Genomic DNA, 21141 nt, shown 5'->3' with positions numbered 1-21141 from the left:
CTCAGTTGGCTGCCGCCTCCGGATCCACCCAGCCCGCCGTCGCCGAGATCGAGCGGGCTTTTTCGCTGAGCAGGCGTGCGGTGGCCGATTCCAGGTCGTCATCCACGGCGCCCACCGGCCCCATCAGCGTGATGGCCGCCTTCATTTCGCCCAGCATGTCGAAGATGGGCGCCGACAGCGATGTGAAGTGCGGCAGCAGCGCGTGGCGGCAGCGGCTGATGTGGTGCTTGCGGACCTCGTCGCGAATGGCCTGCACATCCGCCATCGTGTAGGCGTTGCCGGCGGTACCGCCGTGGCTTTCCGGCACGGACGAGGCCATCTCCTGTTCCAGTAGCTCGCGGGTCAGCGCATCCGGCAGGTGCGCCAGGAAATTGCGGCCCAGGGCGGATGACAGCAGCGGCATCACCGTGCCGACGCGCAATTCCAGGAGGGGCCGGCTGCGGCTGCCCTCGACGCGGTACACGATCGTGGGCCCCTTGTTGCCCCACACCCCCAAGAACACGGTATGGCCGGTGGCCGCGGCCACCTCCGCCATGATCGGGCGCGCCGTGGTGAACACGTCGAACTGCTCCAGGGCGGCCAGCCCCAACCGAAGCGCGTACGGACCGAGCCCGTAATGGCCGGTGTCGGCGTGCTGCTGCACCACGCCCACCTTCTGGAAGCTCACCAGGTAGTAGTGGACGTTGGGAACGGTCAGCGCACAGGCGTCCGCGATTTCCTTGAGCGGCATCGGGCGGCCGGTCTTGCGGATGACGTCCAGGATCCGGAATCCCACTTCGATCGACTGGATGCCCCTGCGCGCCGTGGCAGGCGCCTGTTCCGAATTCTTCTCAGCCTTGCCGGCGGGCCTTGCCATTGCTGCCTCCACTGTGTGCGTGGCGGCAGTGTAGCAGCGGCCTTTTTTGCCGCTTGGACCGCCGCGCCGGGTTTCCCCTAGCTTTTGCCGGCGACGTCTTAGCTTTGATAATAGTTAATGCATACAGCGGTATCAATATAAAACATCAGGGGAAAGCAAGCATGGAAGCGAATGTCGCAATGCCCGGGATCGACGCCGGGCCGACGCTGAGCCGCAAGGAAGAACGCCAGGTCGTGGTGGCCTCCACACTGGGAACGTTGTTCGAGTGGTACGACTTTTTCATCTACGGGACGCTGGCCGTCTTCATGAGCCAGGTCCTGTTCCCGCAGGACAACCCGACTGTCGCGCTGCTGGCCGCCCTGGGCGCGCTGGCCGTGGGCTTCATCATCCGGCCGCTGGGCGCGGTGATGTTCGGCTACCTGGGCGACAAGCTGGGCCGCAAGTACACCTTCCTGATCACCGTCGTCATGATGGGCGGCGCAACCGTGCTGATCGGCTGCCTGCCCACCTACGAAACGGCGGGCCACCTGTCCTGGATCCTGCTGCTGACGCTGCGGGTGGTGCAGGGCCTGGCCGTGGGCGGGGAATACGGCGGCGCGGTGATCTACGTCGCGGAACACTGCGAGCCGCGGCGCCGGGGCCTCTTGACCGGCTGGATCCAGATCACCTCGTCGGCGGGGCTGATCCTGTCGCTGGTCGTGATCCTGTGCGTCCAGGCCTCGATGAGCGCCGAGGACTTTCGCCAGTGGGGATGGCGCCTGCCGTTCATCCTGTCGATCGTGATGCTGGCCATCTCGATCTACGTCCGCGCCAAGCTGCACGAATCGCCGGTCTTCACGCGCATGAAGCAGCAGAACCGCCTGTCCAAGAACCCGGTCAAGGAAACGTTCGGCCAATGGCCCAGCCTGCGGCTCGTGCTGCTGGCGCTGATCGGCGTCACGGCGGGGCAGGGCGCCACGTACTTCACCGGCCAGTTCTACGTCATGATCTTCCTGCAGCAGGCCGTGCAGCTTGATCAGACCACCGTCTACACGCTGATCCTGATCGGCTTCATCATCGGCGCACCGACCTTCGTGCTGTTCGGCTGGCTGTCGGACAAGGTGGGCCGCAAATGGATCATGATGGCGGGCCTGTTCATCGGCGCGGTGGGCTACCACGCCATGTTCGACGTCCTGCTCAATGCCGGCAATCCGGCGCTGGCGCAGGCGATGCAGACGACGCCCGTCCGCGTGCATGCCGACACCACCGGCGGCGCCTGCGATTTCGGGCTGCAGGCCGCCATGATCGGCAGCCACGCCGACCACAAGAAGGTATGCGTGCAGGCCAAGAAATTCCTGGTCGGCAAGGGCATCAACTTCGAATACGCCGCGCCGATTCCGGGGCAGGAGATCGCGATGAGCGTGGGCGGCGCCACCGTCAACGGCTTTGATCGCGCGGCGTACGCCAAGGCGCTGACCGCGGCCGGCTATCCGGAAAAGGCCGATCCGGCGCGGATCGACCGCGCCACCATCATCCTGATCCTGGTGCTCATGACCGCTGTCGTTGCCATGGTCTATGGTCCGGTCGCGTCCTATCTGGTGGAATTGTTCCCCGCGCGCATCCGGTATACGGCGCTGTCCTTTCCGTATCACATCGGCGCCGGCATATTTGGCGGTATCGTGCCCTTTACCGCCACCTACCTGGCGCAGGCCAGCGGCAATATCTTCGGCGGCCTGATGTACCCGGTGACGGTGATGGTGATCGTGGGTGTGATCGGCAGCTTGCTGCTGCCCAACACGCGCGCGCAGGCCATCGACGAAGACCCGGTCCACTAACAACAACGCGACAAGGAAGCGAGCAGAGACATGTCCGTGCAAACAACCTTCAAGGCCGCCGTCATCCAGGCAGCGTCCATTCCCACCGACAGCGTGGCCTGCGCCCAGAAGGCGGCCGGGCTCATCCGCCAGGCGGCCGAGCAGGGCGCCCGCGTGCAGGTGTTTCCCGAGGCCTTCCTGGGCGGATATCCCAAGGGCAACTCCTTCGGCGCGCCCATCGGCATGCGCAAACCCGAGGGCCGCGACGCGTTCGCCCAATACCATCGGCAGGCCATCCGCCTGGACGGCGAAGAGGTCGCGCTGGTGGCGCAAGCCGCGGCCGACACCGACAGCTTCGTGGTCATGGGCTGCATCGAGGCCGACGGCGGCACGCTGTATTGCACCGTGCTGTACTTCAATGGCCAGGCCGGCCTGGCGGGCAAGCACCGCAAACTGATGCCCACCGCGGGCGAGCGGCTGATCTGGGGCTTTGGCGACGGGTCCACCCTACCCGTCATCGACACGCCCTACGGCAAGATCGGCGCGGTGATCTGCTGGGAGAACTACATGCCCATGCTGCGCATGTACATGTACAGCCAGGGCGTGGCGCTGTACTGCGCGCCCACCGCGGACGACCGCGACACCTGGGTGCCCAGCATGCGCCACATTGCGCTGGAAGGCCGCTGCTACGTGCTGACGGCGTGCCAGCACCTGCGCCGCAGCGCGTACCCCGAAGACTTCGAATGCGCCCTGGGCGACGCGCCGGACACGGTGCTGATGCGCGGCGGCAGCGCCATCATCGGCCCGCTCGGCGAGGTGCTGGCCGGCCCGGATTTCTCGGAAGAGACCATCCTGTACGCCGACATCGAGCCCAACCAGATCCTGCGCGGAAAATACGACTTCGACGTGTCCGGGCACTACGCCCGCCCCGACGTCTTCCAGCTGCAGGTGGACACCCGCGAGAAGCGCGCGGTGTCGGCGACCGGCCCCGCCGCGCCGCAGCAGGAGGCTTGATCGATGGAGTTCGATTTCAGCGCCTTGCCGGCGCAGACGGTCTACAACATCCTCACCTCGACCGTCACGCCGCGTCCGATCGCCTGGGTCACCACCGTGTCGGGCAAGGGCGTGGTCAACGCGGCGCCCTTCAGTTTCTTCAATGTGATGGGGCATCAGCCGCCGACGGTCGCGATCGGCCTGATGCGCCATCCCGATGGCGATTTCAAGGACACGGGCGCCAACATCATCGAGAACGGCGAGTTCGTGGTGAACCTGGTGCCGGAGTCGCTGGTCCGCGAAATGAACCAGACCTGCGCCGATTACCCGGCCGACGTGGACGAGATGGCCGCGGCCGGCCTGACGGCGCTCGCGTCCACGCATGTCCGGCCGCCCCGTATCCAGGGCAGCCCGGTGGCGCTGGAATGCGTCAGCCAGGCAACGGTCGTGACCGGCCCGCGCCAGATCGTCGTCATCGGCCGCGTCCTGGGCGCGCACGTCGAGGACGCCTATGTGCGCGACGCCGAGCGCGGCCACGTGGACACGCCGGCGCTTGGGCTGATTGCCCGCATGCACGGCGGCGGCTGGTACGCGCGCAGCACGGACACCTTCCAGCTTGCGCGGCCGACGACGCCGGATTGATCTGACCACGGCCTTCGGGCCTTTTTTTTGCCCGTGCGTTGCGGCCGGAAAGCGGCTTTTTTACAACGCCGCCGGCGATTTGGCGCAATGCGTCGAGGTTGCGTCAATAACGCCTTCATTTCCCCCGATGCCCCCCAAATCCGGACTGCTAGCATCCGTTCGACCGTCGCGAGAACCCTCGACAACTCGACCTCTCCGCCGGCAATTCTCAGACACAACGGACACCATTATTGGGGGCGGATAACCAGGGGCTTGCGAGCATCTGGCCTGTTTTGGAGGCGGCGCAATTCCGCCGCCGAGGCATCCGCCCGAGCCCGCATTCACACTTGCCCTGGAAGCCGCCGGAGGCAGTATGAAAAACATGAAGCTTGGAACCCGCCTGGCGGGTGGTTTCGCCATCTTGCTGGCCATGATCATGGTCATGTGCGTCGTCGGGCTGGTCAGCCTGGCCAACATCAACGATTCGGTCGACACGCTGACGCAGCGTTCACTGACCAAGGAGCGCCTGATCAACGACTGGGCGCGCAACATCCAGACCGGGGTCACCCGGACCACCGCGATCGCAAAGAGCGCCGACGCCAGTCTGGCGGGCTTTTTCACCGAGGAAGCGGCGGCCTCGACCCGCAACTCGTCGGCCTTGCAGCAGAAGATCGAGCCGCTGATCGAGACCGACGAGGAAAAGGCGCTGTGGCAGGGAATCGGCAAGGCGCGGGCGGACTATCTGCGCACCCGCGACGGCATCTTCAAGGCCAAGCAGGAAGGCAACGTCGAGGCCGCCAACAAGATCTTCACGCAGGAGTTCCTGCCCGCGACGCGTCAGTTCATCGACAACATCAATCGCCTGTCCGCGCTGCAACGCGCCGACATCGATGCGCGGGCCGCGGAGATCGAAGCGTCCTACGGCAACGCGAATCTGTGGATGATCGTGATCGGCTCCATCGCGGTGGTGTGTGGTCTCTTGATGTCCGTGCTGCTCACGCGCAGCATCACCCGTCCGCTGTCCGACGCCGTGCGCGTGGCGCGCACCGTCGCTGCCAACGACCTCACCAGCACGATCGTCGTGCGGTCCCGTGACGAGATCGGCCAGTTGATGATGGCGCTGGAGTCCATGAACGCCAACCTGGCCGCTACGGTCGCCCGCATCCGGACCGGTGTGGACAGCATCGCGTCCGCGTCCGGCGAAATCGCGGCAGGCAATACCGATCTGTCTTCCCGCACCGAACAGCAGGCCGCTTCGCTGGAAGAAACGGCCGCGTCTATGGAACAGCTGTCCTCCACGGTCAAGCAGAACGCCGATAGCGCCAAGCAGGCCAACCAGCTTGCCGCGGCGGCCTCGGAAACCGCATCGCGCGGCGGCGCCACCGTGTCCGAAGTCGTCAGCACCATGAACGCGATCTCCGCCAGCTCGGTGAAGATCTCGGACATCGTGTCGGTGATCGACGGCATTGCATTCCAGACCAACATCCTGGCCCTGAACGCCGCCGTGGAAGCCGCGCGGGCTGGCGAGCAGGGCAAGGGCTTCGCGGTCGTGGCCGCCGAGGTGCGGACGCTGGCGCAGCGCAGTGCCCAGGCCGCCAAGGAGATCAAGGTGCTGATCGAAGACACCGTGCAGAAGATCGGCCAGGGCTCGGGCAGCGCCGAACGCGCCGGGGCGACCATGCAGGAGATCGTCAGTTCCGTGCAACGCGTGACCGACATCATGGGCGAAATCGCCGCGGCCTCGGCCGAACAGGCTGACGGCATCGAACAGGTCAACCGCGCCGTGGCGCAGATGGACGAGGTGACCCAGCAAAACGCCGCCCTGGTCGAAGAGGCCGCCGCGGCGGCGGGATCGATGCAGGATCAGTCGGCGGATCTGACGCGGGCGGTGAGCGCGTTCAGGTTGCCGGGCGGGGACCGGGTGTTGGCGGTTGAGGCGGTATCGTCCGTCCACGCTGGCGAAACGCCGGCGCCGCGGCGGCTGGCTGCTTATTGATAGGCCCGCACTGATAAGCCCACACTGATAAGCCCACACCAAACACAGCACAAAGAAAAAAGCCCCTGATTTCTCAGGGGCTTCATTCTTTAATACTTGGCGGAGAGGGTGGGATTCGAACCCACGGTACGGGGATACCGTACGCCTGATTTCGAGTCAGGTACATTCGACCACTCTGCCACCTCTCCGTGGCTGGGTTCCGTAACGGTGAGCGCTTGGATTAACAAGCCTTCACTAAAGATCCCTGGTCGGAAGGATCTTCGTTGTCGGAGCAGCGAAGCCCGCAATTCTACAGGATTTTTTTCTTTTGTGTAAAGGGGCGGATAAAAGGAAGGGTAAAAGGACCACAACGGGTTTCATCCGGCTTTCAGCCGGGGCAATCTTTGGCCAGAATTCTTCCCATTCCGCCCTCTGCCCATCCCATGGACCTCATCCTCATCCTGCTGCTCGCCGCGGTGCTGTGCGTGCCCGTCACACAAATGCTGGGTCTGGGCGCCATTCCCGGCTATCTGATCGCAGGCATCCTGGTCGGCCCATCGTGCTTCAAGCTGGTCACCAATGTGGACACGATGATCGGCGTCTCGCAGTGGGGCGTCGTGATGATGCTGTTCATCATCGGGCTGGAGCTGTCGCCCAAGCGCCTGTGGGCGATGCGCAACGAAGTCTTTGTCCTGGGTTCGCTGCAGATGCTGGTGTGCGGCCTGCTGCTGGGCGTGGTGTTCGGCGCGGCCCTGCGGCATCTGGCCGGCATGGAATGGCAGGCGGCCGTGCTGTGCGGCCTGTCGCTGGCGCTGTCGTCCACGGCGGTGGCGCTGCGCCTGCTCGACGAGCGCCAGTTGACCCGCGCGCCGCTGGGCCGCTCGGCGTTGGGGGTGCTGCTGTTTCAGGACATGGCCGCGATTCCGATGCTGGTGGCTGCTGGCCTCTTGGGTTCGGATGGCACGTCGGCCCCGTCCTTCAAGGAAGCCCTGATCGCCGTGGCGGTGGTGGCGCTGGCCTACCGGCTGCGCCTTCTGGGGTGGGCGGCCAAGGCGGAATTGAACGAACTGTTTACCGCCGCGGCGCTGCTGATGGTGGTGGGCGCCGCCCAGTTGTTCGACTATGCGGGTCTGTCGGCCGGCCTGGGCGGATTCCTGGTGGGCGTGCTGATGGCCGAATCGCGCTACCGGCACGAACTCGAAAAGGCGATCGACCCGTTCAAGGGATTGCTGCTGGGCCTGTTCTTCGTGGCCATCGGCATGTCCATCAACTTGAAGGTGGTGGCCCATCACTGGATGTTCATCTGCGCCGGCGTGCTGGCCCTGCTGACGGTCAAGGCCGTCATCCTTTATGGCTTTGCCCGCTTTCTGGGGTTGCCCCGTTACCACCGCCTGCTGTTTGCGCTGGTGCTGGCCCAGGGCGGCGAGTTCAGCTTCGCCATCTTCAACGAAGCGTGGGACAACCATCTGGTCAACCTGGAGCAGCGCGACGTGTTGTCGGTAATCGTCGCCGTGTCGATGGGCGTGGTGCCGGTGCTGATCAAGGTGCTGGAGCGCGTGCCCGAAAAGTATGGCGGCATGGCCGGCCTGCCGGTGGCGGACGCCGCGCCGCCCGCCGACGCCGCGTCATCGTCCCCGTCGGACAAGCCGCCCGCCGCTTGACCCTGCGGCGGGTGAGGGCATGGCATGATGGGCGCCTTGCCGGGCAGCTACACTTGTAGCCCTGTTCGTTTGCCCCCTTTTCGTTTTTCCTCACTTATGCGCCCGCTCACAGGAGAAAGCTCATGCTCAAAGGAAAAGTAGCGCTTGTCACCGGTTCCACCAGCGGCATCGGCCTGGGTATCGCCACGGCCTTCGCCCAGCAGGGTGCGGACATCGTGCTGAACGGTTTCGGCGACGCGGCCGACATTGAAAAGCTGCGTTCGGATCTGGCCAGCAAGCATGGCGTGAAGGTCATCTACGACGGCGCGGATCTGTCCAAGGGAGCGGCCGTGCGCGAGCTGGTCGAGAACACCGTGCGCCAGTTGGGCCGCATCGACATCCTGGTCAATAACGCCGGCATCCAGCACACGGCGCTGATCGAAGATTTCCCGGCCGAAAAGTGGGACGCCATCCTGGCGCTGAATCTGTCCGCCGTCTTCCACGGCACCGCCGCCGCCCTGCCGCACATGAAGAAGCAAGGCTCGGGCCGCATCATCAATATCGCGTCGGCGCACGGTCTGGTGGCCTCGGCCAGCAAGTCGGCCTATGTCGCGGCCAAGCACGGCGTGGTGGGATTCACCAAGGTCACGGCGCTGGAAACGGCCGGGCAGGGCATCACCGCCAACGCCATCTGCCCGGGCTGGGTGCGCACCCCGCTCGTCGAAAAGCAGATCACCGCGCTGGCCGAAAAGAATGGCGTGGACCAGGAAGCCGCTGCTCGAGAACTGCTCAGCGAAAAGCAGCCGTCCCTGCAATTCGTGACGCCGGAACAACTGGGCGGCACCGCCGTGTTCCTGGCCTCGGATGCCGCCGCGCAAATCACCGGCACGACCGTGTCCGTCGATGGCGGCTGGACGGCGCGCTAAATCAAGGAAATCCTGAATGCTGTTGTTGCTTTCCCCCGCCAAGAAGCTGGACTACGACTCGCCGCTGCACATCGAGACGCACACCCAGCCGATGTTCGTGGATCAGGCCGCGGGCCTGATCAAGGTTCTGAAGACCAAGACCGCCGAGGACATCTCGGCACTCATGAGCCTGAGCCCGGCCCTGTCCGAGCTGAACGTCCAGCGCTACGCGCACTGGAAGCGCAGCTTCACGCAGGCCAACTCGCGTCAGGCCGTGCTGGCCTTCAATGGCGACGTCTACGAAGGCCTGGACGCCGCCACCCTGTCGGCCAAGCAGCTCGACTGGGCTCAGGAGCACGTCGCCATCCTGAGCGGTCTGTACGGCGTGCTGCGCCCGCTCGACCTGATGCAGCCCTACCGGCTGGAAATGGGCACGCGGCTGGAGACCCCCAAAGGCAAGAACCTGTATGAATACTGGGGCAGCACCATCGCGGACTACCTGAACGAGCGCCAGGCCGGCCAGAAGTCGCCGGTCATCATCAACCTGGCCTCCGAGGAGTATTTCAAGTCGGTGGACCAGAAGGTGCTGAAGGCGCGGGTGGTGCAATGCGTGTTCCAGGACTGGAAGAACGGCGCCTGGAAGATCATCAGCTTCCATGCCAAACGCGCACGTGGGCTGATGGCGCGTTACGCCATCCAGCACAAGGTCGCCAAGCCGGAAGGGCTGCAGGGTTTTGATCTGGAAGGCTACGCGTACGACGCATCGGCGTCGTCGGCGGACAAGCTGGTGTTCCGCCGCAAGCTGGACTGACGGCGTCGCCGGGCGGGGAAGGTGTCAGACACCCCGGAAGCGGTGCGGTCGCTTGAAGACTGTCTCGTTGGAGTGTCAGACACCGGGTTGAACCTGGTTGGGACTTCGCCTTTTCACAAAAAATGCCGGCCTGGCATCTGCGCCAGGCCGGCATTTTTTTCGCCCGCGGAACCGGCGAATGCCGGCTTACGAGGCCGCCGCCGCCACCGGCGGCGCATGCAGCGGGTCGGCCAGTGCCAGCAGTTCCTGGCGGATCATGTGGGTGGCCTTGAGCATCTGCTTCACGGGATAAACCAACGCGGCCTGATCGCCGGCGGTGTCGAACTGCGTGGGCAGGTCCAGCGGCACGCGCGGGCTGTTTTCGTCAAGCAGGACGGTCATGCCGTCCAAGGCCTGCTTGATGGGCTCGGGCGTGGCGGGCAGCGCCGCCAGGATGGGAATCGCGGCGGTGATCTGCGAGGCCAGCACGTGGTTCTGGATCAGCAGGTTGTTCAGTTCCGGCACGTCCACCTGATGCGACTTGGGTTCGCTCATCATCCGGTAGAACGCCTCGGCGAAATTGCTGAAGGCGATGTGCACGTTCTTGCGCGCCAATCGCCAGGCCAGGTCGGCGTCGGTGACGGCCGGCGTCTCGGCGGCGGCTTCGCCCACCGGCGCGCCGTGCGCCTGCATGGCTTCGACGTAGCGCAGGCCGGCCAGCAGATACTCGCGGTTGGCGCGGGTCGCGGCCGAGGCCAGCGGCTTCAGGTAACGCGCCTCCCACCACGGCAGGATGTAGCTGCAGACCAGCGCCAGCGCGCAGCCCAGCAGCGTGTCGATGGCGCGTTCGCCGATCACCGACATGGACACGGTGCCTGGCGACACGAAGTGAAACACCAGCACCACGAACAAGGTGTTGAAGATCGCGCTGGCCATGTAATTCAGCTGCACCAGGCTGTTGCCCATGATGCACGCGCCCAGCAGCACGGCGAACAGGATGCTGGGCTCGTCGGTCACGTTAAAGAGCAGCAGCGCGACGATGCAGCCGATCAGGGTGCCCATCAGACGCCAGCCATTGCGCTGGCGCGTCAGCGCGAAGCCCGGCTTCATGATGATCACGATGGTCAGCATGATCCAGTAGTTGTGCGCCGAGAACTCGGGCGACAGCCAGCGGCTGGCCAGCGTCATCGCGATGGCCGCGGCGGCCGTCACCCGCAGCGCGTAGCGGAAATGCGGGGAATCCAGCCGCAGGTTGCTGGTCAACAGGCCAAACCGGAACTCCTGGCGCGAAATGAACCGCGTCAGCGACTTGTTGATGCGCAGCACGTCGGTGGGCTTGGCGTCGGGCGAGGCCGCGGTGTGATCGGCCAGCCGGTCCACGATGCGCGCCGAATTGCGCAGCCGCCGCAGCACCTGGACGATGAGCGCCAGCATCTCCGGATCGCGCTCGCCCAGCCCCTGCTGCTTCAACTGTTCGATCTCGTACTCGATGGCTCGCAGCTCGGCCTTGGCGCTGCTGCGGTACTGCACCTTGCGTCCGCGCGAGACGTCCAGCGCGATGCGGTTCAGCTCCAGCGACATCTTCACCAGCGCGTCGCGCATGAAGATCAGGCAGTCGTTGCCGGCCAGCGTGCGGCGCAGCGCGGCGTAGTCGGTGTGCGTGGCGACCAGCGTGTCCAGCAGCTGCAGCATGTCCACGAACATGTTCCAGATCATCACGCGCTGGCGGTCGCCCAGTCCCTTGCCGCGGGGCAAGGCGCGCAACACCATGTCGCGCGCGGCCTGGTGCTTCTCGGTCATGACCGATTGGCGCTGGATCAGGTTGCGGTAGGCCTCGTCCAGATCCGAGGTCTCGTCGTAGAAGTTGGCGCGCGCGGCCACGTAGTCGGCGGTGGCAAACAGCGCCACCGACATGGCCTGCTGCTCTTCGCGCAGCCAGAACAGCCGCGAAAACCCCAAACTGAACACCACATAGAACAGCGCGCCGCCCAGCGTGGCGGCGGCATGGGACAGGACTTCATGCGGCGCCAGCGGCGAATGCATGGTCAGCGTCATCAGCAAGAGGCCCGCAAAGCCGATCAGGCCGCCGCGCTTGCCGAACACGGTGAACATGGAATAGACGAAGCACTGCGCGATGACCACCAGCCAGATCAGCACCGGATGCGTGGACGCCAGCCCCGTGATGATGACGGTGATCGTGCCCAGCGCCGCGCCGCCCAGCATTTCGTTGGTGCGGTGCCGCTGCGGACCGCCCGGCTGGTCGATGATGGCCAGGCACTGGGCGCCGAAGGTCGCCACCAGGCCGGTCGTGTAATTGCCGAAGATGCCGCCCAGCACCAGCACGGGCAACAGCATGCCAACCCCCTGGCGCACGCCTCCGAAGAAGTAGTGGCTATAGAGAAAGCGGCGGATGCTGGCAATGCGTAAATCCATGGGCGGCGGCTCGGTTCTGGACGACGCAACAAGTATAGAGAGGCCATCGCGGGTTTTGGGGCCGGATAGTTACCGAACCCTCCTTGCAACGGTCGGCAAAAGCCGATTTGCCACCTTTGACGCAACGCGGTAAATTGCCACACTTGCTTCGGTCTGCCTATCCGAAACCGGAGCGTTGATGCGAACGGCCAGGGTCACATCCCAGCCGTCCTGCAGCAAGTCACACCTGCCGTTGGCCGCGCCACAAGCGTGTGTTGCCAAGGCTTCCATTTCGACCTCCAGCGTCCCCAAGGGGCGTTTGCACTGCGTTCTGTCGAGCGTGTGCCGGGTCGGCAAGGTGTCCGGGTGGCGTGGCTCCGTGAGCCGCTAAGCGCCGGATCATGTTGTCGTAACCGGTATGGGTTCAGTTGCCGCCGTATCCGGGCGCGCAGCAGTCAGGGTTGCAGGGCCGGTACTGAAAGGAACTACAACATGGAAATGAATGGCGCCGACATCGTCGTGCGCTGCCTGGCCGATGAAGGCGTGGAACACGTTTTCGGCTACCCTGGCGGCGCGGTGCTTTATATCTACGACGCAATCTTCAAGCAAGACAAATTCCAGCATATCCTGGTTCGTCACGAGCAAGCTGCCGTGCACGCGGCCGATGCCTATTCGCGCTCGTCGCAAAAGGTCGGCGTCTGCATCGTGACCAGCGGTCCGGGCGTGACCAATGCCGTCACCGGCATTGCCACCGCCTACATGGACTCCATCCCGATGGTCATCATCAGCGGGCAGGTGCCCACTGCGGCCATTGGCGAAGACGCCTTCCAGGAATGCGACACCGTCGGCATCACGCGTCCCTGCGTCAAGCACAACTTCCTGGTGCGTGACGTCAAGGATTTGGCCGAAACCATGCGCCGCGCGTTCTACATTGCGCGCACGGGCCGTCCGGGCCCGGTGCTGGTGGATATCCCCAAGGACATCACCGTCGCGCAGTGCAAGTACGTGCCGCCCAAGGGCGAGATCTCGATGCGTTCCTACGCGCCCGTCAACAAGGGCCATCAGGGACAGATCAAGAAGGCCGTGCAGATGCTGCTGGCCGCCGAACGCCCCATGATCTACACGGGCGGCGGCGTCATCCTCTCGAACGCCGCGCCCGAGCTCAACAAGCTCGTGACGCAGCTGGGCGCGCCCTGCACCAGCACCCTCATGGGTCTGGGCGGCTTCCCGGCCAGCAGCGGCCAGTTTGTGGGCATGCCCGGCATGCACGGCACGTACGAGGCCAACATGGCCATGCAGCACTGCGACGTGCTGCTTGCCATCGGCGCCCGCTTCGATGACCGCGTGATCGGCAATCCCAAACACTTCGCGCAGAACGCCCGCAAGATCATCCATATCGACATCGATCCCTCGTCGATCTCCAAGCGCGTGCGCGTGGATGTCCCGATCGTGGGCAACGTCAAGGACGTCCTGGCCGATCTCAGCGCGCAGTTCGAGATCGCCGCCGCCGAGCACAAGCCGGCCTCGCTGGCCAAGTGGTGGGACCAGGTCGAGACGTGGCGCGGCAAGGAATGCCTGAAGTTCGCCAACTCGACCGAAGTCATCAAGCCGCAGTACGTGGTGGAAAAGCTCTGGGAAGTGACGGGCGGCGACGCTTTCGTCACCTCGGACGTCGGCCAGCATCAGATGTGGGCCGCGCAGTACTACAAGTTCGACAAGCCGCGCCGCTGGATCAACTCCGGCGGCCTGGGCACCATGGGTGTGGGCCTGCCGTACGCCATGGGCGTGCAGATGGCCAATCCGGGCAAGGACGTCGCTGTCATCACCGGCGAAGCCTCGATCCAGATGAACATCCAGGAACTGTCGACCTGCCACCAGTACCGCCTGACGCCCAAGATCGTCTGCCTGAACAACCGTTTCCTGGGCATGGTGCGCCAGTGGCAGCAGATCGACTACGGCTCGCGCTATTCCGAGTCGTACATGGATTCGCTGCCCGATTTCGTCAAGGTTGCCGAGGCCTATGGCCACGTGGGCCTGCGCATCGAGCGCCCGGCCGACGTCGAACCGGCGCTGCGCGAGGCGTTTGGCAAGCACAAGGAGCGCCTGGTCTTCCTGGACTTCATTACCGACCGCACCGAAAACGTGTGGCCGATGGTCAAGGCCGGCCGCGGGCTGACCGAAATGCTGCTCGGCTCTGAAGACCTGTAAGGAGGCCCCGCAATGAAGCACGTGATTTCCGTCCTCCTCGAAAACGAACCCGGCGCGCTGTCGCGCGTGGTGGGCCTGTTTTCCGCGCGGGGCTACAACATCGAAACCCTGACCGTGGCGCCCACCGAGGATTCCACGCTGTCGCGCATGACCATCGTCACGACCGGTTCGGACGAGGTCATCGAACAGATCACCAAGCATTTGAACCGCCTGGTCGATGTCGTGAAGGTGGTGGACCTGACCGAAGGCGCCCACATCGAGCGCGAGCTGATGCTCGTTAAGGTGCGCGCCGTCGGCAAGGAACGCGAGGAAATGAAGCGCATGGCGGACATCTTCCGCGGCCGCATCATCGACGTCACCGACAAGTCCTACACCATCGAACTGACCGGGGTGCAGGAAAAAGTACAGGCCTTCCTCGAGGCCCTGGACCGCAGTGCCATCCTTGAAACCGTGCGCACCGGCGTGTCCGGCATCGGACGCGGTGAACGGATTTTGAAGATTTGACCGGCCTTCCAGGCCTGCCTCACCCTACATCTGAATCAAACGAATATCCAAATACTGGAATCTGGAGCACAACATGAAAGTTTTCTACGACAAAGACTGCGATCTGTCCCTCATCAAAGGCAAGACCGTCGCCATCATCGGTTACGGCTCGCAAGGCCACGCGCACGCGCTGAACCTGCATGAGTCGGGCGTGAAGGTCATCGTCGGCCTGCGCAAGGGCGGCGCCTCGTGGAACAAGGCCGCCAACGCCGGCCTGGAAGTCAAGGAAGTCGCCGAAGCCGTCAAGTCGGCCGACATCGTCATGATGCTGCTGCCCGACGAGAACATCGCTTCGGTCTACAACAACGAAGTCCACGCCAACATCAAGGCGGGCGCCGCCCTGGCGTTTGCCCACGGATTCAACGTGCACTACGGCCAGGTCGTGCCGCGCGAAGACATCGACGTCATCATGATCGCCCCGAAGGCCCCCGGCCACACGGTGCGCAACACGTACAAGCAAGGTGGCGGCGTGCCCCACCTGGTGGCCGTGTACCAGGACAAGTCGGGCGCCGCGCGTGACGTGGCCCTGTCGTACGCCAGCGCCAACGGCGGCGGCCGTGCCGGCATCATCGAAACCAACTTCCGCGAAGAAACCGAAACCGACCTGTTCGGCGAACAGGCCGTGCTGTGCGGCGGTACCGTCGAACTGATCAAGGCCGGTTTCGACACGCTGGTGGAAGCCGGCTACGCGCCCGAAATGGCCTACTTCGAGTGCCTGCACGAGCTCAAGCTGATCGTCGACCTGATCTATGAAGGCGGCATCGCCAACATGAACTACTCGATTTCGAACAACGCCGAATTCGGCGAATACGAAACGGGTCCGAAGATCGTCACGGACGAAACCCGCAAGGCCATGCGCCAGTGCCTGACGGACATCCAGACCGGCGAATACGCCAAGAAGTTCATCCTGGAAAACGCCGCCGGCGCCCCGACGCTGACCTCGCGCCGCCGCATCAACGCGGAATCGCAGATCGAGCAAGTGGGCGGCAAGCTGCGCGCCATGATGCCCTGGATCGCCGCCAACAAGCTGGTGGACAAGTCCAAGAACTGATCCCCGGGCAGGCGGGGCTTTCGGGCCCCGCCGGTCAGGATCGAAGCGGCATGCCTCGCAAGGGCATGCCGCTTTTTTTGGCCTTTTCCTGCTTATTTACGGCCCCTGGCGCCAATTGGGCCGGGCACGATCCTTGCTGTAGCCCGCAAGCAGGGCCAGATAGGTTAACCTTTCAAAGTCCGTCGTAAGTTATTGAGACCATGCCCAATTTTTCCATGCGCGATTCCGAGAACCGCCACCGGAGCATTTACCTGCTCCCCAACGCGTTCACCACCGCCGCTTTGTTTGCCGGGTTCTATGCCGTTGTGCAGGCCATGAACGACCGCTTCGAAGTCGCCGCCATCGCCATTTTTGTCGCCATGGTGCTGGACGGCATGGACGGCCGGGTGGCCCGTCTGACCAACACCCAGTCCGCATTCGGCGAGCAATACGACTCGCTGTCCGACATGACGTCGTTCGGCGTGGCGCCGGCGCTGGTCATGTACGAATGGATCCTGAACGATCTTGGCCGCTGGGGCTGGCTGGCGGCCTTCGTATATGTGTCAGGGGCGGCGCTGCGTCTGGCGCGCTTCAACACCAACATCGCCGTGGTCGACAAACGCTACTTCCAGGGCCTGCCCAGCCCGGCCGCGGCCGCGCTGGTGGCCGGTTTCGTGTGGCTGGCCGTGGACAACAAGCTGCCCATCCATGACAGCCTGATGGCCTGGGTGGCGTTCACGCTCACCATGTACGCGGGCATCACCATGGTGTCGAACGCGCCGTTCTTCAGCGGCAAGAGCTTCGCCCTGGGCCGCAGCGTGCCGTTCTGGGGCATCCTGCTCGTCGTTGCGGTGTTCGTGTTCGTGTCCAGCGATCCTCCGGTGGTGCTGTTCGGCCTGTTCGTGCTGTACGGCCTGTCGGGCTGGGTCACGTGGGTCTGGCGCTGGAACAAGGTGCGCCGCCTGCAGCAGGAGCGCCGGGGCCATTCCTCCTGAGGGCACCCAAAAAGAAACCCGCCGATTCAAAACCGGCGGGTTTTTTCATTCTGGCGGGCCTTCAGGTCCGGGGCGCAGACAGCCCAGTCGGGTCATCTACCACCAGTTGAACCGGTCGTCGTCGTACATGGGGTCCGGCCCGGGATGAAAGTGCGTCACTTTGCTGCCGTCGCGGCTCATGTAGACGTACATCAGCGAATTCCACACGCCGTTTTCCTTGTAGCGGTACGACCAGACGACTTCGCGCTTTTCGCCCAGCCCGGCCTGGTCGATGCGCGCGGGAGGTCCGAATTCGCAGCGCACGCGATCCGGCCCCCAATCTCCCGTCTCCAGCACCTTGAAATGCGCGTCGGTCAGAAGCGGCATCACCCGGTCGACCCGTTCATCGGGACCGACGTTGGCGCCCCACGCATACTGGCCCATCGGCTGCTGCGTCCAGATCACGCGCCGGCCGCCGTTGGCCTGGGGACACTCGAAGTTGGGCGCGCCAAATTGCGCCTGGACTTGCGACAGCGGGGTGCCGGGCGGCACCTCGGTCATGTTGGCGCAGGCGGCCAGACCGGCCAGCGCGATCGATGCGGCGGCCAAGCGGACCATTCGGTATGGGCTGATCATGTCCTTCTCCTGTGGGTGGGCGTTGCCGCCTCGACCGGCCATTGGCCGGGTCCAGTCTCCTTGCTGGGGTAATTCTAGCGAATCAGCTATAATCGCCGAGCTTTATCAAATGTATTGATTCTGCAAGATCCTTTGCGCCAGCCGCTGGTGGCTTGTCGCAGTGCCCGCAACACGGCGTCACGCCTCATTTGCCGGTCCTGCCCGATCCCGCCAATGGCAGCAGTGAGAAAGCGAATTCAAGCCTGGCTCGCGCAAATTTTTTCCAAACCACGTCAGGGCGCCTCGGCCCTGTCGCATGTCCGAAGAGGTCATCAATGTCTGTAGCTGACATCAAGAAATCCGATATCGTTGCGCAATTCCAACGCGCTCAGGGCGATACCGGCTCCCCCGAAGTTCAGGTGGCTCTGCTCACCGCCCGTATCAACGAGCTGACCGGTCACTTCAAAGAACACATGAAGGATCATCACTCGCGCCGCGGTCTGCTGCGTATGGTCAGCCGTCGCCGCAAGCTGCTCGACTATCTCAAGGGCCGCAATCCCGATTCGTACCGCGCACTGATCGAAAAACTCGGTCTGCGCAAGTGATCGACGGGGCTGGCTCCCCATGACGCAACCGTGGTCGGTGCGACGCATGTCGCAGCGGCCACGGTTTTTCATTTGTAAGGAATAATCGTCATGTTCAACAAAGTGACTAAATCGTTCCAGTACGGCCAGCATACGGTCGTCCTGGAAACTGGCGAGATCGCTCGCCAGGCCTCCGGCGCCGTTGTGGTGTCGATCGAGGACACCGTCGTCCTGGCCACCGTCGTGGCTGCCAAGAAGGCCAAGCCGGGTCAGACGTTCTTCCCGCTGACCGTCGACTACATCGAAAAGACCTACGCCGCCGGCCGTATCCCGGGCGGGTTCTTCAAGCGCGAAGGCAAGCCCTCCGAAAAGGAAACGCTGACGTCGCGCCTGATCGACCGTCCGCTGCGTCCGCTGTTCCCCGAAGACTTCTACAACGAAGTCCAGGTGGTCCTGCACACGCTGTCGGTCAATCCTGAAATCGATCCCGACATCGCAGCCATGATCGGCGCCTCGGCCGCGCTGGCCATCTCGGGCATCCCGTTCAATGGCCCGATCGGCGCCGCGCGCGTGGGTTACATCGATGGTCAATACACCATCAACCCGACCGCATCGGAACTGAAGTCCTCCAAGCTGAACCTGGTTGTCGCCGGTACCGAAAACGCCGTGCTGATGGTCGAATCGGAAGCTGACCAGCTGTCCGAAGAAGTCATGTTGGGCGGCGTGGTCTATGGCCACCAGCAAATGCAGACCGTCATCAACGCCATTCACGAGCTCGTGAAGGACGCCGGCAAACCCGATTGGGATTGGCAAGCTCCCGCCAAGGACGAGGCCCTGATCGCCGCGGTCACCGCCGCCGCCCAGGAAGGCCTGAACGCCGCCTACCAGATCCGCGAAAAGCAGGCTCGCACGGCCAAGCTGCGTGAAGTGTCGGCCGAGGTTTCGGCCAAGCTGGCCGCCGCCGCCGCCGAAAAGGGCGAATCGGCTCCCGACGCCGTCACGGTCGACAACATCATGTTCTCGCTGGAATCGGCCATCGTCCGCGGCCAGATCCTGAACGGCGAACCGCGTATCGACGGCCGCGACACCCGCACCGTGCGTCCGATCAGCGTGCGTCTGGGCGTGCTGCCCCGCGCGCACGGCAGCGCGCTGTTCACCCGTGGCGAAACCCAGGCGCTGGTCGTGGCCACGCTGGGCACCAAGCAAGACGAACAGATCATCGACGCGCTCATGGGCGAGTACCGTGACCGCTTCATGATGCACTACAACATGCCTCCGTTCGCCACCGGCGAAACCGGCCGCATCGGTGTGCCCAAGCGCCGCGAAATCGGCCACGGCCGTCTGGCCAAGCGCTCGCTGGTGCCGCTGCTGCCGGCTCCGGAAGACTTCCAGTACACGATCCGCCTCGTGTCGGAAATCACCGAATCCAACGGCTCCTCGTCGATGGCCTCGGTCTGCGGCGGCTCGCTCGCCATGATGGACGCTGGTGTGCCCATCAAGGATCACGTGGCCGGCGTGGCCATGGGCCTGATCCTGGACGGCGGCAAGTTTGCCGTGCTGACGGACATCCTGGGCGACGAAGATCACCTGGGCGACATGGACTTCAAGGTTGCGGGCACCGAAAACGGCGTCACCGCACTGCAGATGGACATCAAGATCCAGGGCATCACCAAGGAAATCATGCAGGTTGCGCTGGACCAGGCCCGTGAAGGCCGTCTGCACATCCTCGGCAAGATGAAGGAAGCCCTGGACGGTTCGCGCGGCGAGCTGTCGGCTTTCGCGCCGCGCATGCTGACCATCAAGATCAACCCCGAGAAGATCCGTGACGTGATCGGCAAGGGCGGCGCCACCATCCGCGCGCTGACCGAAGAAACCGGCACGCAGATCGACATCTCCGACGACGGCACGATCGTGATCGCCAGCGTCGACGAAGCGCAGGCCAAGGAAGCCCAGCGCCGCATCGTCGAGCTGACCGCCGACGTCGAAGTGGGCCAGATCTACGAAGGCTCGGTCCTGCGTCTGCTGGACTTCGGCGCCATCGTGCAAGTGCTGCCGGGCCGCGACGGCCTGCTGCACATCTCCGAAATCGCCAACTACCGCATCGCGAACATCAACGATGTGCTGAAGGTCGGCCAGCAAGTCCGCGTCAAGGTCATCGAGGCCGACGACAAGGGCCGCCTGCGCCTGTCCATCAAGGCGATCGGCGGCATCGAGCAGCAGCAAGCCGCTGCCGCTCCCGAAGCCGCTCCCCAATCGGAACCGCAAGCTGAATAAGCCTGCAGCCTCCTGATTGAAAGACGGCGCCGCAAGGCGTCGTTTTTTTTTGCCTGCGCCGTGGCAGCCATGCGGGACGGCCCGCGGCTCCCCAGTTCGCCCGCCTTCCTGTAAAGTCTTGCGCGAGAGACGCGCCGCCCCGATGCGGCGCGCTTCACGCTTGATTTAAGGGGGCAGACGGATGAGCAAGGCATGACGGCGTGGCCGATAACCGCAGTCACCACGGCGCTGCTGGCTGCGCTGTTGACGGGCTGCATGACTCCCCCCGGGCCGGGTCAGCGCGGCCCCAAGGGCGAGGACATGACGGCGGACCAGTTCGCGCAGACGGACTTCAACCGCACCGTCACGCTGGAGGTGCGAGACAACCTGACCAGCCTGTATTCGCTGCTCGACAAGCTGTATCGCCGCAATCCCCGGGAATGGCGCAAGACCGGCGTGCCGGACCTGGCCACGGCGGTCAACCGCGTCAAGCATTCCATCGAAGTGCGTGTGCCTCCTGGCGACCTGGCCGGTCTGCGCGACATCCAGATCCTGGCGGTTGCGCTGGATCCCAACTATCCGGGCGACCGGGTCGGCGCCTTCATCTACGGCCTTGCCGACACCATCATCGCCGCGCACAACGGCAAGACACGCCTGTACGCCACCGACGCCCTGGATGGCCAGCGGGTCTACAATGCCGCTCGGAACGTCGAGGCTGCAGCCTGGCTGCTGGCCACGCGCCGCAACAACCAGGGCGAACTGCTGCTGTTGGCCAATGAGATTTCCCCGAACGCCACGAATCTCAGCTTCGAGCGCGAGTTCGGCGCCATCATCGGCCGGCTGGACCTGATCGCCAACCTGCTCGGCGAAAACTCCCGGCGCATCGGCATCAACTACGCCCAGGGCCTGTTGCTCTTCAACTTCCTGCCTGTGCGTTAACAGGATTTCC

Annotated in this window: 17 protein-coding genes and 1 tRNA gene; 14 read left to right on the top strand and 4 right to left on the bottom strand. The window is 64.3% G+C overall.

The window, feature by feature from the left end:
- Window position 1: 1 nt before the first annotated feature.
- Window positions 2-856 (bottom strand): IclR family transcriptional regulator, encoded by an 855-nt coding sequence (locus tag FBY20_RS05505; protein WP_056321410.1) that lies wholly within the window; start codon window positions 854-856, stop codon window positions 2-4.
- A gap of 161 nt (window positions 857-1017) precedes the next feature.
- Between FBY20_RS05505 and FBY20_RS05500 the strand changes: the two genes are divergently transcribed.
- The 4 genes from FBY20_RS05500 to FBY20_RS05485 all read left to right on the top strand — a co-directional run bounded on the left by FBY20_RS05500 (window position 1018) and on the right by FBY20_RS05485 (window position 6259).
- Window positions 1018-2670, top strand: a complete 1653-nt coding sequence (locus FBY20_RS05500; protein ID WP_128827594.1) for an MFS transporter — start codon at window positions 1018-1020, stop codon at window positions 2668-2670.
- A gap of 30 nt (window positions 2671-2700) precedes the next feature.
- Window positions 2701-3663: a carbon-nitrogen hydrolase family protein gene (locus tag FBY20_RS05495; RefSeq protein WP_062840417.1), complete on the top strand. Its 963-nt coding sequence runs from the start codon at window positions 2701-2703 to the stop codon at window positions 3661-3663.
- 3 nt (window positions 3664-3666) lie between these two features.
- Window positions 3667-4284, top strand: coding sequence for a flavin reductase family protein (locus FBY20_RS05490; RefSeq protein ID WP_056321417.1), 618 nt, complete (start codon window positions 3667-3669; stop codon window positions 4282-4284).
- Between the two features lie 361 nt (window positions 4285-4645).
- Window positions 4646-6259: a methyl-accepting chemotaxis protein gene (locus FBY20_RS05485; RefSeq protein WP_276530672.1), complete on the top strand. Its 1614-nt coding sequence runs from the start codon at window positions 4646-4648 to the stop codon at window positions 6257-6259.
- A 97-nt stretch (window positions 6260-6356) separates the two neighbouring features.
- Here the strand turns inward: FBY20_RS05485 and FBY20_RS05480 are convergent.
- Window positions 6357-6447 (bottom strand) — tRNA-Ser (locus FBY20_RS05480).
- 234 nt (window positions 6448-6681) lie between these two features.
- Here FBY20_RS05480 and FBY20_RS05475 point away from each other — a divergent pair.
- From FBY20_RS05475 to yaaA, 3 genes are all read left to right on the top strand, one after another.
- On the top strand, window positions 6682-7899 hold the full coding sequence (locus FBY20_RS05475) for a cation:proton antiporter (protein ID WP_142050576.1): 1218 nt from the start codon (window positions 6682-6684) through the stop codon (window positions 7897-7899).
- A 122-nt stretch (window positions 7900-8021) separates the two neighbouring features.
- Complete coding sequence (locus tag FBY20_RS05470) at window positions 8022-8804, top strand: 3-hydroxybutyrate dehydrogenase (RefSeq protein ID WP_056321424.1); 783 nt, start codon at window positions 8022-8024, stop codon at window positions 8802-8804.
- Between the two features lie 16 nt (window positions 8805-8820).
- Window positions 8821-9594, top strand: coding sequence for a peroxide stress protein YaaA (gene yaaA, locus FBY20_RS05465; protein WP_056321427.1), 774 nt, complete (start codon window positions 8821-8823; stop codon window positions 9592-9594).
- Window positions 9595-9780: 186 nt separating this feature from the next.
- On the opposite strand, the gene FBY20_RS05460 is transcribed toward yaaA, so the two are convergent.
- Window positions 9781-12006, bottom strand: a complete 2226-nt coding sequence (locus FBY20_RS05460) for an FUSC family membrane protein (protein ID WP_142050573.1) — start codon at window positions 12004-12006, stop codon at window positions 9781-9783.
- A 417-nt stretch (window positions 12007-12423) separates the two neighbouring features.
- Here FBY20_RS05460 and FBY20_RS05455 point away from each other — a divergent pair, with 417 nt between their 5' ends.
- The 4 genes from FBY20_RS05455 (at window position 12424) to pssA (ending at window position 16761) form a co-directional block, all read left to right on the top strand.
- Window positions 12424-14193 (top strand): acetolactate synthase 3 catalytic subunit, encoded by a 1770-nt coding sequence (locus FBY20_RS05455; RefSeq protein WP_223576600.1) that lies wholly within the window; start codon window positions 12424-12426, stop codon window positions 14191-14193.
- Window positions 14194-14205: 12 nt separating this feature from the next.
- The gene (gene ilvN / locus FBY20_RS05450; RefSeq protein WP_006223608.1) at window positions 14206-14697 is read left to right on the top strand and encodes an acetolactate synthase small subunit; all 492 of its coding nucleotides are present in this window, start codon (window positions 14206-14208) and stop codon (window positions 14695-14697) included.
- 73 nt (window positions 14698-14770) lie between these two features.
- Complete coding sequence (gene ilvC, locus FBY20_RS05445) at window positions 14771-15787, top strand: ketol-acid reductoisomerase (protein ID WP_056321433.1); 1017 nt, start codon at window positions 14771-14773, stop codon at window positions 15785-15787.
- Window positions 15788-15987: 200 nt separating this feature from the next.
- Window positions 15988-16761, top strand: coding sequence for a CDP-diacylglycerol--serine O-phosphatidyltransferase (pssA, locus tag FBY20_RS05440; protein ID WP_062840424.1), 774 nt, complete (start codon window positions 15988-15990; stop codon window positions 16759-16761).
- A 96-nt stretch (window positions 16762-16857) separates the two neighbouring features.
- Here the strand turns inward: pssA and FBY20_RS05435 are convergent, their stop codons facing one another.
- Window positions 16858-17376, bottom strand: a complete 519-nt coding sequence (locus tag FBY20_RS05435; RefSeq protein ID WP_056321438.1) for a hypothetical protein — start codon at window positions 17374-17376, stop codon at window positions 16858-16860.
- A 314-nt stretch (window positions 17377-17690) separates the two neighbouring features.
- Between FBY20_RS05435 and rpsO the strand changes: the two genes are divergently transcribed.
- The 3 genes from rpsO (at window position 17691) to FBY20_RS05420 (ending at window position 21131) form a co-directional block, all read left to right on the top strand.
- Entirely contained in the window at window positions 17691-17960 is a 270-nt protein-coding gene (gene rpsO, locus FBY20_RS05430) for a 30S ribosomal protein S15 (RefSeq protein ID WP_006223612.1), read from the top strand.
- A gap of 90 nt (window positions 17961-18050) precedes the next feature.
- The gene (pnp, locus tag FBY20_RS05425) at window positions 18051-20213 is read left to right on the top strand and encodes a polyribonucleotide nucleotidyltransferase (protein WP_142050570.1); all 2163 of its coding nucleotides are present in this window, start codon (window positions 18051-18053) and stop codon (window positions 20211-20213) included.
- Between the two features lie 192 nt (window positions 20214-20405).
- Window positions 20406-21131, top strand: coding sequence for a hypothetical protein (locus tag FBY20_RS05420; RefSeq protein ID WP_056321446.1), 726 nt, complete (start codon window positions 20406-20408; stop codon window positions 21129-21131).
- Window positions 21132-21141: the final 10 nt, after the last annotated feature.

This window comes from Achromobacter sp. SLBN-14 (assembly GCF_006715415.1).
Taxonomy (GTDB): Bacteria; Pseudomonadota; Gammaproteobacteria; order Burkholderiales; family Burkholderiaceae_B; genus Achromobacter; species Achromobacter mucicolens.
Note: the sequence above shows the minus strand (reverse complement) of the source record. Positions and strands in the feature narration are given on the sequence as shown.